Below are 13588 nucleotides of genomic sequence, written 5' to 3' on the forward strand. Positions count from 1 at the left end.
CGGTTGCCTGATTCGACAGTGGAGTCATGACTGACACGTTTCCCGTACATGGCATGGACGCCGTCGTCTTCGCCGTCGGCAACGCCAGGCAGGCCGCCCACTACTACTCGACCGCGTTCGGGATGCGCCTGATCGCCTATCGGGGCCCGGAGACAGGCAGCCGCGACGAGGCCGCGTACGTCCTCTCCTCCGGGGGCGCCCGGTTCGAGCTGCGCGGCCCGGTCCGGGCGGGCACCGGCCTGGCCCGTCACGTGGCCGAGCACGGCGACGGGGTGATCGACCTCGCCCTCGACGTGCCCGACGTGGAGGCCGCCTACCGGCACGCGCTGGACAGGGGCGCGCGGGGGCTGGCCGAGCCGTACACGTCGGAGGACGATCACGGCAAGGTGGTCACGGCGGCGATCGCCACGTACGGCGAGACGCGGCACACGCTGGTCGATCGCGCCAACTACAGCGGCCCCTACCTGCCCGGCTACGTCCCGGCCGAGCCGCTGGTCACGCCACCGGCCAAGAGATACTTCCAGGCCGTGGACCACTGCGTCGGGAACGTCGAGCTGGGCAAGATGGACGAGTGGGTGGAGTTCTACAAGCGGGTGATGGGCTTCACCAACATGGCGGAGTTCATCGGCGACGACATCGCCACGGAATACTCCGCGCTGATGTCCAAGGTGGTGGCCGACGGCACGCGCAAGGTGAAGTTCCCGCTCAACGAGCCGGCGATCTCCAAGAAGAAGTCGCAGATCGACGAGTATCTGGAGTTCTACGGCGGGCCGGGCGTGCAGCACATCGCGCTGGCCACGAACGACATCCTCACCACCGTCGACCGGATGCGGGCGGCCGGCGTCCAGTTCCTCGCCACGCCCGACTCCTACTACGACGACCCCGAGCTGCGGGAGCGCATCGGCGAGGTGCGCGCCCCGATCGAGGAGCTGAAGCGGCGGCGCATCCTGGTCGACCGTGACGAGGACGGCTACCTCCTGCAGATCTTCACCAAGCCGGTGCAGGACCGCCCGACCGTGTTCTTCGAGCTCATCGAGCGCCACGGCTCCCTCGGCTTCGGCAAGGGCAACTTCAAGGCGCTCTTCGAGGCGATCGAGCGTGAGCAGGAGCTGCGCGGCAACCTGTGAACAGCTTTTAACGCGAAACGGGCTTTGCGTCGCCCAGCGCGCGGCGATCACACCTCCATGGGATCACCGAGCGAGCCGCACGACCCGCCTGACTGGTCCCCGCCACCCGGGAGTGGCGGGGCGGCGTACGGCGTGCCGCCGACGCACGGCCCCACGTACGGCGGGCCTCCCCCGGATCACGGCGAGTGGGCCCTGCCCCTGTCCGGACGCTGGCGGCGGCTGTTCGCCGGTCTCATCGACATCGTGATCGTGGCGATCCTCACGTCGCCTCTCTCCTACAACGTGGTCAGGTACACGGACGAAGGAATCGAGCGGATCAGCGTCTCCCACGGCCTCCTGTCCGCGCTGGTCGCCTTCCTCTACTACTGGCTGCTGCACGCCTTCTGGAACGGCCAGACGGTCGGCAAGAAGATCATCGGCATCCGGGTCGTCCAGGAGCGCGACGGCCGGAAGATCGACGTCGGGCAGGCCGCGATCCGGGAAGCCGTGATGGTCGTGCTCATCTGGCTGTGCTGTCTCGGCATCATCGACGTCGCCTGGATTCTGTTCGATCCGCGTCGGCAGGCCTTGCACGACAAAGCCGCCAAGACTCTGGTGATAGACGCCTGACCAGCCGCGATGTCACGTAGGCTGCCTTGCGACGGCTCTGCGGGGACCCCTCGGGCCGGAAAGGAGACTTGCGGCATATGCGGCTCGGCCGGGTCACCCTCGCGGTGTCCACCACGCTCGTCGGCGTCATCGCCTGCGCCCCGTCCAGCGGCGAGGCGAAGCCCACGTCGGCTCCCGCGCCCGTAGAGGCGGCCCACGGCACGGCGGGGGCGATCGGCATCGGCGACCCCGACTTCCCCAAGGACGGCAACGGCGGCTACGACGTCGACCGCTACCGGCTGAAACTGGGCTACGACCCGGGCACCAAGCAGCTCGACGCGGTGGCCGTCGTCGAGGCGAAAGCCGCACAGGATCTGTCGAGTCTCAACTTCGACCTGGCGGGGCTCGACGTCACGAAGGTGAAGGTCGACGGCGCCGCCGCCACCTTCGTCAGGGAGGGCGACGAGCTGACCGTCACCCCCGCGAAGACCGTCAAGGACAAGGCCGCCTTCTCCGTGGAGGTGGCGTACGGCGGGCAGCCCGAGCCGGTGCGCGACAGGAACAACCTGGGCGTCTACGGGTTCATCCCGACCTCCGACGGCGCGTTCGTCACCTGCGAGCCCAACGGTGCGAAGACCTGGTTCCCCGCCAACGACCACCCCGCTGACAAGGCCGCCTTCGACTTCGAGATCACCGTGCCCGAGGGGGTCACCGCACTGGCCAACGGCGAGATGACCGGCAAGCCCCGCACCAGCGGCGGCAAGACGACCTTCAACTGGCGCGAGAGCCACCCGATGGTGACCTATCTGGCGACGATGACGCTGGGCCGGTTCGAGCTGCGCCAGGGCAAGACCCCGGGCGGGGTGCCCAACCTCGCCGCGACCGACCCGAAGTTCCGCAGCTCGCTGAACAAGGTCTACACGAAGTCCGGCAAGATCACCGACTACTGGAGCACGGTCTTCGGGCCCTACCCGTTCTCCTCGACCGGCGGCGTGGTCGACGACTTCAGCGCCGGCTACGCGCTGGAGAACCAGACCAAGCCGATGTACGGCGGCTTCGACCCCGACGAGGGCATCATCGCCCACGAGCTGGCGCACCAGTGGTTCGGCGACAGCCTGAGCATCAAGCGGTGGAAGGATCTCTGGCTCAACGAGGGCTTCGCGACCTACGCCGAGTGGCTGTGGTCGGAGCACACCGGCGACCGCACGGCCGAGCAGATCTTCAAGGGTCACTACGCCTCGACGGAGAGCCCGATGTGGGCCTACCCGCCGGGCCGGGCGAAGCCCGACGACCTGTTCAACAGCTCCGTCTACACGCGGGGCGGCATGACCCTGCACGCGCTGCGCCAGCGCATCGGCGACGACACGTTCTTCAAGCTGCTGCGCACCTGGGCCCACGACAACAAGTACGGCCACGTCACCACGGACGACTTCGTCGCGCTGTCGGAGAAGCTCTCCGGCAAGCAGCTCGACGACCTCTTCGACGCCTGGTTGTTCCAGCCGAAGCGGCCCACCACCTGGTAGGTCAGCCGAAGATGAGCTTGTAGCCGTCTCTGCGCAGCGCGCCGAGCACCTCGTCGCAGTGGCCGGGGCCCTTGGTCTCCAGTTGCAGCAGGACCTCGACCTCGTCCAGGTGCAGCCGGGAGCCGACCCGCTCGTGCACGATCTCCAGCACGTTGGCGCCCAGTTCGGCGAGCCTGGCCAGCAGCGTCGCCAGCGCTCCCGGCCGGTCGGGCAGCCGGATCCGGAAGCCGAGGTAGCGCCCCGCCGCCGCCAGGCCGTGCCGCAGCACCTTCGACAGCAGCAGCGGGTCGATGTTGCCGCCGGAGAGCACCGCGACGACCGGCGGCTCGAAGGCGTGTGGCTGCGCGAGCACCGCCGCCACCGCCGCGACCCCGGCGGGCTCGACGACGAGCTTGCAGCGTTCGAGCATGAGCACCAGGGCCTGCGAGATCTCCTCCTCCGAGACCGTCACGACGCTGTCGACCAGGTAGTGGATCAGCTCGAACGGGAGGTCGCCCGGCTTCCCGACGGCGATCCCGTCGGCCACGGTCGGGGCGGGCTCGACCATGAGAGGATGCCCGGCGGCGAGCGAGGCCGGATAGGCGGCGGCCCGCTCGGCCTGCACGCCCACGATCCGTACCCCCGGCCGCAGCGACTTCACCGCCAGCGCCACCCCGGCGGCGAGCCCGCCGCCGCCGATCGGCAGCACGATCGTGCCGACCTCGGGAAGCTGCTCCAGGATCTCCAGCCCGATCGTGCCCTGACCGGCGATCACGTGCGGATGGTCGAACGGGTGGATGAAGACGGCCCCCGTCTGCTCCGCGTGCTCCCTGGCCGCCGCCAGCGCGACGTCGACCGTGTGCCCTTCGAACATCACGTCCGCGCCGTACGCCCGGGTCGCCGCGATCTTGGGCAGCGGCGCCCCCACCGGCATGTAGACCGTCGACTTGGCCCCCACCAGCCCGGCCCCCAGCGCGACCCCCTGGGCGTGGTTGCCCGCGCTGGCGGCCACCACTCCCCTGGCCCGCTCCTCGTCGGTCAGCTTCGCGATCCGGACGTAGGCGCCCCGCACCTTGAACGACCCGGCCCGCTGGAGGTTCTCGCACTTGAGGAAGACGGGCCCGCCGACGAGTTCCGACAGGACGCGTGAGGCCAGCACCGGGGTCGAGACGATCACGTCGGTGAGGAGCTCCCGAGCGGCGACCACGTCGTCATACGTCACTTCTGGCTCCGCCATTACTCCAGTCTTTCACCTCATCGGAGTCAGGGGCTGTACGGGTGCGCGCCGCCGACGGAGAAGACCAGGATGGAGGCGGTGAAGCCGTGCACGTGGTTCTGGCCGCCGACGGGCCCGACCTCTCCCGCGGCGAAGAACCCGGCGACCCCGATGGGGCCGAGCGTGTCGCGCAGGGCGAGGGCGTCGTGGTCGGCGCTGCCGAACATGGACGAGCCGCGGCCGTTGCAGGAGAAGAGCAGCGCCCCGTCCACCCGGCCGAAGGACTCGCGGTGCGCGTCGAGCAGCTCGTACAGGTCCTCGTCGGCGGTCTCCGCGTCGCGCACCTGGAACCTGACCGTGCGGCCGATCTCCACCATGTCGCCGATCGCCACGGCCTCCCGCTCGGGGTCGATGCCGAGCACGCCGCGGATCAGGAAGTCGCCGCGCTCGTGGCGTTCGGCGTACTCGTCGATGGCCAGGCCGATCTGCAGCCCCGAGGCGACCAGTTCGCGGTCGTCCTCCTCCAGGGCGCTGACGATCTCCTCCAGCCGGGCGAGGGCGGGCTGGCCGGCGAGTTCGAGCAGGAGGTTCTCCTCCACCCCGGTGACCACCATCGTCGGGCCGATCGGGCGGCAGCCCTGGCTGACCACCGTGCTCACCGCGATGGGCCCGCTGAGCATCACGCCGATCGCGCCCTCGGTGTAGACCTCGCCGTCGGCGAACAGCCGCACGGAGCCCCTGCCCTGGAGCCCGTTGGCGAGGCCGCCGATGAGCGGCAGGTTGCCGAGCACCTCCGCGGAGTGCTCGACGAAGGCGTCGGTGGGGAAGCTGTAGGGGTCGGCGAGGATGACCGCGACCCGGTCGTCGTGGCCGCGCTCGGGCAGGCCGACCACCACGAAGCGGTCCTCGGACCGCAGGGTCTCCAGCGCGAACGGGGTGACCCGGGTGCCGTCGAGGGTCGCCGCCCACGCGCTCACCGAGGGGTTCAGCTCGACGCCCCGCGCGTCGCCGATCACTCCCGTGGCGCTGCACCCGATCACGTGCGCGCCGGGCGCCATCTGCATGGCCCGCTGACCCGCCCTCGTGACATCGTCGGGGTCGTCGCCGCAGATGAAGAAGCAGACCAGATCGGCGGGCCCGCTGAGCCCGGTGAGGGCCTGGCCGATCGCCGACTCGGCCGAGGTGACCAGGTCGGGGCCAACGGCGAGGCCGTCGGCGAAGCGGCTCGTCAGCAGTGCCACGCGTATCGCCTCCCATTGTGATGAGCTGTCCCCTTGGCCCGATTCTCCCCACTGTGGGGACAAGCACGCCCCCCAAGCGCAACGCGATAGTCAAGATCCGAAGTACCTGGTCTCCAGATTCGGGCTGCCGGATACGCCACCGGGGACGTAGTCTCGAACCCGTGCATCAAATCCCAGAGCTCCATACTCTGCGTGAGTTGCGCCAGAGCGGCCATATCCACCGCACGGTGAAGGCTGAGATCCGCGAGAACCTGCTGGCCCGGCTCCGTGCCGGCGAGCCGAGGTTCCCCGGGATCGTCGGCTTCGACGCCACCGTGCTGCCGCATCTGGAGCGCGCCCTGCTGGCCGGGCATGACCTGGTCCTCCTGGGCGAGCGCGGACAGGGCAAGACCCGATTGATCCGCACCGTGACCGGGCTGCTCGACGAGTGGACCCCGGTCGTCGAGGGCTGCGAGATCAACGACCATCCCTACGCCCCCGCCTGCGTACGCTGCCGCAGGCTGGCCGAGAGCGAGGGCGATGACCTGCCCGTCGCCTGGAAGCACCGCGACGAACGGTACGGCGAGAAGCTCGCCACGCCCGACACCTCGGTCGGCGACCTGATCGGCGACGTCGACCCCATCAAGATCGCTGAAGGGCGCACCCTCGGCGACCCGGAGACGGTCCACTACGGGCTGGTGCCGCGCAGCAACCGCGGCGTCTTCTCGGTCAACGAGCTGCCCGACCTCGCCGAGCGGATCCAGGTCTCGCTGCTCAACGTCCTTGAGGAACGTGACATCCAGGTCCGCGGCTACAACCTGCGGCTGCCGCTGGACATCCTGCTGATCGCCAGCGCCAACCCGGAGGACTACACCAACCGCGGCCGCATCATCACGCCGCTGAAGGACCGGTTCGGCGCCGAGGTCCGCACCCACTACCCGCTCGACATGGCGGCCGAGCTGACCCTGATCAAGCAGGAGGCCGCGCTCGGCTGGGACGGCCTGGGCGCCGACCTGCCCGAACACCTCGTCGAGGTGATCGCCAGATTCACCCGCCTGGTGCGCGAGTCCACCGCGGTGGACGCCCGCTCCGGCGTCTCGGCCCGGTTCGCCATCGCCGCCGCCGAGACCGCCGCCGCCTCCGCCGTACGGCGTGCGGCGCTGACCGGGGAGGAGCGCGCGGTGACCCGCGTGTGCGACCTGCCCGGGGTGGTGCACACGCTGCGCGGCAAGGTCGAGTTCGAGGTCAGCGAGGAGGGGCGGGAGACCGAGGTCCTGGCCCATCTGCTGCGCCGGGCCGTGGCCGAGACGTACCGGAACACGCTGGGCGGGCTGGATCTGGCTCCGCTGCTGGCCAGGTTCGACGAGGGCGTCCAGGTCGAGTCCGGCGAGCTGGTCGCGGCGGGTGAGCTGCTGCGCAGGATCGGGCCGGTCAACGGGTTGTCGAAGATCATGTCGCAGCTCGGCCTGGGCGACGGCGACGAGTCGCCCGGACACGCCGCCGCGGCGCTGGAGTTCGCCCTGGAGGGCCTGTATCTCATGCGCCGCCTGTCCAAGGACGACGTCGACGGCGCGGCGGTCTACCGAACCTGACCGTCCGTCCACGGCTGGGTCTTACTAGGGAGTGCACAAAATGACCGGCTATCGCTACGGGGAGTACCACGACGGGCCCGACCCGCTGGCTCCGCCGTACGACGTGCGGTCCGCGCTGGATGAGATGGGCGACGCGATCCTGTCCGGCTCGACGCCCGTGCACGCCCTCCGCGACCTGCTCAAGCGCGGCCTGCCGGACGCGCCCGACCGGCGAGGGCTCGACGACCTGCTGCGCGAGGTACGGCGGCGCAGGCGTGAGCTGCGGGAGCAGGGGCGGCTCGACGGCACCCTGGAACGCGCCAGGGAGCTGCTGGACAAGGCGCTCGGCCAGGAGCGCGCGGCGCTGTTCCCCGACACGTCCGACGACGCCCGGCTGCGGGAGTCGGAGCTGGAGATGCTGTCCGCCGACACGGCGACCGCGATCGGTGAGCTGAGCGACTACCAGTGGCGTTCCCCGGCGGCCAGGGCGACCTTCGAGGAGCTGCGCGACCTGCTCAGGCGGGAGGTCCTCGACAGCCAGTTCCGCGGCCTGCGCGAGGCCCTCGCCAACCCGGACGCCGAGGCCATGGAGCGGGTCCGGCGGATGATGGACGCGCTGAACGAGATGCTCGACCGGGACACGCGCGGGGAACACACCCAAGAAGATTTCGACCGCTTTATGGGTGATTTTGGGGATATGTTTCCGGAGCGGCCGCGCAACCTCGACGAACTCGTCGACGCGCTCGCCCGGCGCGCCGCCGCGACCCAGCGGATGCTCGCCTCGCTGACCGCCAAGCAGCGCGAGGAGCTCTCCGGGCTCATCGACCAGACGCTCGCCGACTCGGGGCTGTCCGACCAGATGCGCCGCCTCGGCGAGGCCCTGCACGCCCGCCGTCCCGACCTGGCCTGGAGCACACCCGAACGCCTCACCGGCGAGAACCCGATGGGCATGGGCGACGCCGTCACCGCCCTTGAGGAGCTCTCCGACCTCAGCCGCCTGGAGGCCGCGCTCCGCCAGGACTACCCGGGCGCCCGCCTCGACGACGTCGACGAGGCCGCGATCCGCCGCGCGCTCGGCCGCTCGGCCGTCGACGACCTGTCGGCGCTCAAGCAGATCGAACGCGAGCTGGAACAACAGGGCTACCTGTTGCGCAAACGCGGCAAGCTGGAGCTCACCCCCAAGGCCGTCAGGCGGCTCGGCGAGACCGCGCTGCGCCGGGTCTTCTCCTCGCTCGACGCGGGCCGCCGCGGCGACCACGACCAGCGCGACGCGGGCGCGGCGGGCGAGCTCACCGGCTCCTCCCGCCCCTGGCGCTTCGGTGACGAACAGCCCATCGACGTGGTCCGCACGCTGGTCAACGGGGTCCGCCGGGGCCGCGAAGGCAAGGGTGTGCGCCTGTCGGTCGACGACTTCGAGGTCGCCGAGACCGAGCGCCGCACGGCCGCCGCGGTCTGCCTGCTGGTCGACCTGTCCTACTCGATGGCCCTGCGCGGCACCTGGGCCGCCGCCAAGCAGACGGCTCTCGCGCTCCAGGCCCTGGTCGCCACGAAGTTCCCGCAGGACGCGGTCCAGATCGTGGGCTTCTCCAACTACGCCCGCGTGCTCCAGCCCGACGAACTGGCCGGGCTCGACTGGGACATGGTCCAGGGCACCAACCTGCACCACGCGCTGCTGATCGCGGGCCGGCACCTCGACCGGCACCCCGACTTCGAACCCGTCGTGCTGGTCGTCACGGACGGCGAGCCGACCGCCCACCTGCTGCGCAACGGCAGGTCCGCCTTCGAGTGGCCGCCCTCCCCGGAGACCCTGGAACTCACCCTGGCCGAGGTCGACAAGATGACGCGCAGGCGTGCCACGCTCAACGTCTTCATGCTCGCGGGCGACGAGCGGCTCAAGGAGTTCGTGGACGAGGTGGCCCGCCGCAACGGCGGCCGCGTCTTCTCCGCCAGCGCCGACCGCCTCGGCGAGTACGTCGTCAGCGACTTCCTCCGCGCCCGACGGGCGAGGTGAGGGGTCAGCCGTACGGCAAGCCTGGTTTTCGCTGCTCGCCGTTGGCGGCTGGGGTCTGTGGGACAGCGCTTCTCGGGTGTGGGTCGCGGGTCGCCGTTTCGGCTGGCATGCCGGACATCTGCTTCGGTTTGACCACACCTGCGCACCGCGCACTGAGTGCGCGACCCCAGCCCCCACTCGACCATCCGCCACGGGTCACCATCCCGCACATCGAGCCGGTCGGCGGCGAAGACTGACCGGCGAATCATTGCAGGAGCACGACCTCGTTCAACCCGGGGGTCAGGCGGTGACGAGGCGGGCGTAGCCGAGCAGGCCGCTGTCGAAGCCGTCGTTGAAGTGCCGGTAGGAGCGGTAGAGCGGGCGCATCGCCGTACCTCCGCCGGCCCGGACCTCGGCGAGCAGCCGGGCGACGATCTCGGGGCGCGGCAGCACCCCGCCGCCCAGGTAGCGGACGCCGTCGAGGACGGTGCGCACGCCCTGCTCGCCCGAGACGAAGGCGCCCACCCGCCAGCCCGACTCCTCGTCCCACAGCAGCGTGGCGTCGCCGGCCAGCCGGAGAGTGGCGTCACGGGGGTCGCACGGGTCGTCCCACCAGTCGAGGACCTCCACGCCGCCCGCGGCGAGCGCCTCGGCGACCCGGCGGACATAGGCCACCGGCATGCGGAACCACTCGGCTGTGTACGGCTCAGGCAGATTGTGCTTCACGGCTATCTGCACTCCCTTGTGCGACTGCGAAAGACGGCGTTACGCCACGAATCACCTGGATACCAGAGCAGGCCACGCCGGTCGCAGGGACCGGGAAACCTTTTTCGATTCGACGCCATCCCCTTTAGGGAGGCCGGGCTTCCGTCGGCGTGCCCAAGTTCGTCCCTTCGCGGGACAACTTATTCGCTTGCCGTGCCGTCTAACCAAGACAGACGATGTTCGGACAGAGACCGACCGCGAGCCGAAAGGGGTGAAGCTGGGATGATCGCGGCAATAGTGATTCTAGTGATGATTCTCGTCGCATGTGTCTCTTATGAGCTATGCCTCGGCTCGCTCTCACGCGAACGTGAGGTGACCGACCAAGAGGCCGCCGACGACCAGGCCGTCGCAGACTAGCGCCTCCCGCGGCGCAACAGCCTCCCGGTGAGATCACCGGGAGGCTACTCTCTGGCCCATGTCTACTCTGCTGCTCTGGTTGCACATCGCCTTCGCGATCTTCGCCCTCGGGCCGGTCACGGCCGTCACGATGGCCACGCCGAGATACATCCGGGCGAAGGACGTCGGCGTCCTGCGCTACCTCCACCGCAGCACCCGGATCTTCGGGCTGCTCTCCCTCGGCGTGTTCCTGTTCGGGCTGCTGCTCGGCGGCAGGGACCTCGCCAAGCCGTACCTCTCGGTGTCGATGACGCTGTTCATCGTGGCCGCCATCCTGCTCGTCATCATCGACAGGGACCAGAGCACCGCGATCAGGGCGCTGTCCACCGAGACCGAGGGCGACGACGCCAAGGTGCAGACCGGCCGCGTCGCCACCCTCTCCGGTGTGGTCACCCTGCTCTTCCTGGTGATCCTGGTGCTGATGGTGATGTTCGACTAGAGGGCGCGGGTGAGGTCGGCGAGGAGGTCGTCGATGGATTCGATGCCGACCGAGAGGCGGACGAGGTCGCCCGGAACCTCCAGCGGGGAGCCCGCGGCCGAGGCGTGGGTCATCCGGCCGGGATGCTCGATCAGCGACTCGACCCCGCCGAGCGACTCGCCCAGGGTGAAGAGCCGCGTCCGGTCACAGATCGCGACGGCCTCCTCCTCGCCACCCGCCACCTGGAAGGACACCATCCCGCCGAAACGCTTCATCTGCTTGGCCGCGATCTCGTGCCCGGGGTGCCCCGGCAGGCCGGGATAGAGCACGCGCGTCACCCGGGGATGGGCCGACAACAGCTCGACGACGCGTTCGGCGTTGTCGCAGTGACGGTCCATCCGGACGCCCAGCGTCTTGATCCCGCGCAGGGTCAGCCAGGCGTCGAACGGCCCGGCGATCGAGCCCATCGCGTTCTGGTGATAGGCCAGCTCCTCGCCGAGCCCCGCGTCCGCGGCCACCAGGGCCCCGCCCACCACGTCGGAGTGCCCGCCCACGTACTTGGTCGTCGAGTGCACCACGACGTCGGCGCCGAGGGCCAGCGGCTGCTGGAGGTACGGCGAGGCGAAGGTGTTGTCCACGACCAGCAGCGCGCCCGACTCACGGGCCAGCGTCGCCAGCCCGGCGATGTCCGCGATGCCCAGCAGCGGGTTGGTCGGCGTCTCGACCCAGATCACCTTCGTCTCCGGCCGCACCGCCGCGCGCACCGCCGCGAGATCGGCCAGCTGCACCGGGTCGTAGGCCAGCCCCCAGCCCTTCAGTACCTTCGCGAACAGCCTGAACGTGCCGCCGTACGCGTCGCCGGGAATCAGCACGTGGTCGCCCGGACGGCACACCGTGCGGAGCAACGTGTCCTCCGCCGCGAGCCCCGAGGCGAACGCCAGCCCCCTGACCCCGCCCTCGATCGCCGCCAGGCACTCCTCCAGCGCGGTCCTGGTCGGATTCGCCGACCGGCTGTACTCATATCCCGCCCGCAGCCCGCCGACCCCGTCCTGCTTGTACGTGGAGGTGGCGTAGATGGGCGGCACGACCGCGCCCGTGCTCGGGTCAGGCTCCTGACCTGCGTGGATGGCCAGCGTCTCGAAACCATTGCTCATGCGGCCCACGCTACCGCGCGCCACCCGGCGCTCTGCTCCCAGACGCCCCTCCGCCAACCCCGGAACGGCCTTCACCGACCCCTCCGGCCCAGCTCCCCGGCAGCGTACGCCTCATGCGGCCGAAGAGCGGCGGTCCTCATGAATCGGCAACCGGACGATGTCCGCCTCCCGCTCGCCGAGGTACCGTCCGCTCGGACCGGCCGCGGGCCCGCCGTTGATCCGTGAGAGCAGCACCTGGTCGGCCATCGCGCAGAGCACCGCGACCACCATCCCCAGTCCGAGTACCACGATCCCGATCACCGTCATATCCCTCTCCCTTCCGACACCTTCGAGCATCGTCGGAAAGGGCCCACCGGCGCCTCCGCTGAAGGACCGGTTCAAGAGGGTACGGCTCGGCCGAACGGTCGATCCCGGCAGTCATCCCCTCGACCTAGGCTCATTGCCGTGGGAGACACGCACCGGATGGTCTACTGGATCCAGCGGCTCAGCGAGATAGCGCTGATCGGCTGGCTGGGCGTGCTGCTCCTGATGGACCTGGCGATCGCCCTGTCGTCGAAGACGGGCAACCCGCTGGCCTTCCTGTGCGGATCCGCCGGGATCATCGCGGTGCTGCTCAGACGCAGGTTCAGGGTGCAGGGGTTCGTGCTGCTCCTCGGGCTGTCGGCGCTGATCTCCGTGGTGATGGGCAGCGTGGACGCCCGCCTGCTCGCGCCGGGGCTCGCCGAGACCGGGTCCATCCTGATCCTCACCATCGGCGTACTGCGCTGGGTGGAGCCGGTCGGCCGGGCGGCGCTGCTCACCGGCGCCTCGATCGTGGCCCTGCTGATGGCGGCGGGCACCCGCTCCGGGGAGGGCGCCGGGCTGGCGGTCGGTTTCCTGGTCCTGACGGCCTGGGTCGTCGCGGCGAGCGTCGGCGCCTACCTCCGCTTCCAGCAGGAGCGCCGCACCCACGCCGTGCACGCCGTACGGCGGGCGGAACGGCTGGAGCTGGCCAGGGAACTGCACGACCTCGTCGCCCACCACATCACCGGGATCGTGGTGCAGGCCCAGGCGGCGCGCACCGTCGCCGAGCAGAAGCCCGAGGCGGTCACGCCCGCGCTGGACGCGATCGCGACCGCCGGGGCCGACGCGCTCACCTCGATGCGGCGACTGGTCACCGTGCTGCGCGAGCAGGACCAGGCCGCCCGCACGCCCGGATCGACGCTGAGCGAGCTGCGCACACTGGTGGAGCGCTTCTCCGCAGACGGGCCCCAGGTGGGGTTCGAGGTGGGTCAGGGGCTCGACGACGACACCCTCCCGCCCGAGGCCATGACGACCCTGCACCGGGTCCTCCAGGAGTGCCTGACGAACATCCGCAGGCACTCCCCCGGCACCGGCTGGGTGCAGGCCGATCTGCGCCTCATCGAAGGCTGGGTACGGCTCCGCGTGCGTAACCACGGCTCGGGATCCGACGCCAGACTCTCCCGCCTCGGCGGCGGATTCGGCCTGGTAGGCATGGCCGAACGCGTAGAAGCACTCGGCGGCCGCCTAATCGCCGGCCCCACCTCGGACGGCACCTGGGAAGTCACAGTGGAAATTCCGTGCTGATTGCGACGCTGCGCGTCGCGGTTCGGGCGCTCACACCCGGCGGCTTCCCTCGTC

At 70.3% G+C, this 13588-nt stretch carries 12 protein-coding genes; 7 read left to right on the plus strand and 5 right to left on the minus strand.

What is annotated here, in order from left to right:
- Positions 1-26: 26 nt before the first annotated feature.
- The 3 genes from hppD to MBA17_RS26600 all read left to right on the plus strand — a co-directional run bounded on the left by hppD (position 27) and on the right by MBA17_RS26600 (position 3238).
- Positions 27-1127: a 4-hydroxyphenylpyruvate dioxygenase gene (gene hppD, locus MBA17_RS26590; RefSeq protein ID WP_238499308.1), complete on the plus strand. Its 1101-nt coding sequence runs from the start codon at positions 27-29 to the stop codon at positions 1125-1127.
- Positions 1128-1184: 57 nt separating this feature from the next.
- Positions 1185-1736, plus strand: a complete 552-nt coding sequence (locus tag MBA17_RS26595) for an RDD family protein (RefSeq protein ID WP_238499309.1) — start codon at positions 1185-1187, stop codon at positions 1734-1736.
- Between the two features lie 77 nt (positions 1737-1813).
- Positions 1814-3238, plus strand: a complete 1425-nt coding sequence (locus MBA17_RS26600; protein WP_238499310.1) for a M1 family metallopeptidase — start codon at positions 1814-1816, stop codon at positions 3236-3238.
- 1 nt (position 3239) lies between these two features.
- On the opposite strand, the gene ilvA is transcribed toward MBA17_RS26600, so the two are convergent.
- Together ilvA and MBA17_RS26610 are read right to left on the minus strand one after the other, a co-directional pair.
- The gene (gene ilvA, locus MBA17_RS26605; RefSeq protein WP_238499311.1) at positions 3240-4454 is read right to left on the minus strand and encodes a threonine ammonia-lyase; all 1215 of its coding nucleotides are present in this window, start codon (positions 4452-4454) and stop codon (positions 3240-3242) included.
- 26 nt (positions 4455-4480) lie between these two features.
- Complete coding sequence (locus MBA17_RS26610; RefSeq protein WP_238499312.1) at positions 4481-5674, minus strand: FIST signal transduction protein; 1194 nt, start codon at positions 5672-5674, stop codon at positions 4481-4483.
- Between the two features lie 161 nt (positions 5675-5835).
- Between MBA17_RS26610 and MBA17_RS26615 the strand changes: the two genes are divergently transcribed.
- Positions 5836-7245 carry a sigma 54-interacting transcriptional regulator gene (locus tag MBA17_RS26615; protein ID WP_238499313.1) on the plus strand — a complete coding sequence of 470 codons (1410 nt, stop codon included), beginning with the start codon at positions 5836-5838 and terminating at the stop codon, positions 7243-7245.
- Between the two features lie 40 nt (positions 7246-7285).
- Positions 7286-9235, plus strand: coding sequence for a vWA domain-containing protein (locus MBA17_RS26620; RefSeq protein ID WP_238499314.1), 1950 nt, complete (start codon positions 7286-7288; stop codon positions 9233-9235).
- A 279-nt stretch (positions 9236-9514) separates the two neighbouring features.
- Here MBA17_RS26620 and MBA17_RS26625 read toward each other — a convergent pair whose 3' ends face one another.
- A complete protein-coding gene (locus MBA17_RS26625; protein ID WP_238499315.1) occupies positions 9515-9940 on the minus strand; it encodes a DUF6292 family protein in 426 nt (141 codons plus the stop codon).
- Positions 9941-10394: 454 nt separating this feature from the next.
- Here MBA17_RS26625 and MBA17_RS26630 point away from each other — a divergent pair, with 454 nt between their 5' ends.
- Entirely contained in the window at positions 10395-10814 is a 420-nt protein-coding gene (locus tag MBA17_RS26630; protein WP_238499316.1) for a DUF2269 family protein, read from the plus strand.
- Here the strand turns inward: MBA17_RS26630 and MBA17_RS26635 are convergent.
- Together MBA17_RS26635 and MBA17_RS26640 are read right to left on the minus strand one after the other, a co-directional pair.
- Positions 10811-11947, minus strand: coding sequence for a cystathionine gamma-synthase (locus MBA17_RS26635; RefSeq protein ID WP_238499317.1), 1137 nt, complete (start codon positions 11945-11947; stop codon positions 10811-10813). The two genes, MBA17_RS26630 and MBA17_RS26635, sit on opposite strands and share 4 nt — an antisense overlap.
- Before the next feature lie 111 nt (positions 11948-12058).
- Positions 12059-12253 carry a hypothetical protein gene (locus tag MBA17_RS26640; RefSeq protein WP_238499318.1) on the minus strand — a complete coding sequence of 65 codons (195 nt, stop codon included), beginning with the start codon at positions 12251-12253 and terminating at the stop codon, positions 12059-12061.
- Between the two features lie 138 nt (positions 12254-12391).
- On the opposite strand from MBA17_RS26640, the gene MBA17_RS26645 reads away from it, so the two are divergent.
- A complete protein-coding gene (locus tag MBA17_RS26645) occupies positions 12392-13534 on the plus strand; it encodes a sensor histidine kinase (protein WP_238499319.1) in 1143 nt (380 codons plus the stop codon).
- The last annotated feature ends 54 nt before the right edge of the window (positions 13535-13588 follow it).

Origin of the sequence: Dolomitihabitans soli (genome assembly GCF_022213955.1) — a bacterium.
Taxonomy (GTDB): domain Bacteria; phylum Actinomycetota; class Actinomycetes; order Streptosporangiales; family Streptosporangiaceae; genus Streptosporangium_A; species Streptosporangium_A soli.

What these genes read in the sequence shown, in the direction of transcription:
- MBA17_RS26595 (WP_238499309.1), top strand. Translation starts at nt 1,185, where the DNA reads ATGGGATCACCGAGCGAGCCGCACGACCCGCCTGACTGGTCCCCGCCA.
- MBA17_RS26630 (WP_238499316.1), top strand. Translation starts at nt 10,395, where the DNA reads ATGTCTACTCTGCTGCTCTGGTTGCACATCGCCTTCGCGATCTTCGCC.
- MBA17_RS26620 (WP_238499314.1), top strand. Translation starts at nt 7,286, where the DNA reads ATGACCGGCTATCGCTACGGGGAGTACCACGACGGGCCCGACCCGCTG.
- MBA17_RS26635 (WP_238499317.1), bottom strand. Translation starts at nt 11,947, where the DNA reads ATGAGCAATGGTTTCGAGACGCTGGCCATCCACGCAGGTCAGGAGCCT.
- ilvA (WP_238499311.1), bottom strand. Translation starts at nt 4,454, where the DNA reads ATGGCGGAGCCAGAAGTGACGTATGACGACGTGGTCGCCGCTCGGGAG.
- MBA17_RS26600 (WP_238499310.1), top strand. Translation starts at nt 1,814, where the DNA reads ATGCGGCTCGGCCGGGTCACCCTCGCGGTGTCCACCACGCTCGTCGGC.
- hppD (WP_238499308.1), top strand. Translation starts at nt 27, where the DNA reads ATGACTGACACGTTTCCCGTACATGGCATGGACGCCGTCGTCTTCGCC.
- MBA17_RS26640 (WP_238499318.1), bottom strand. Translation starts at nt 12,253, where the DNA reads ATGACGGTGATCGGGATCGTGGTACTCGGACTGGGGATGGTGGTCGCG.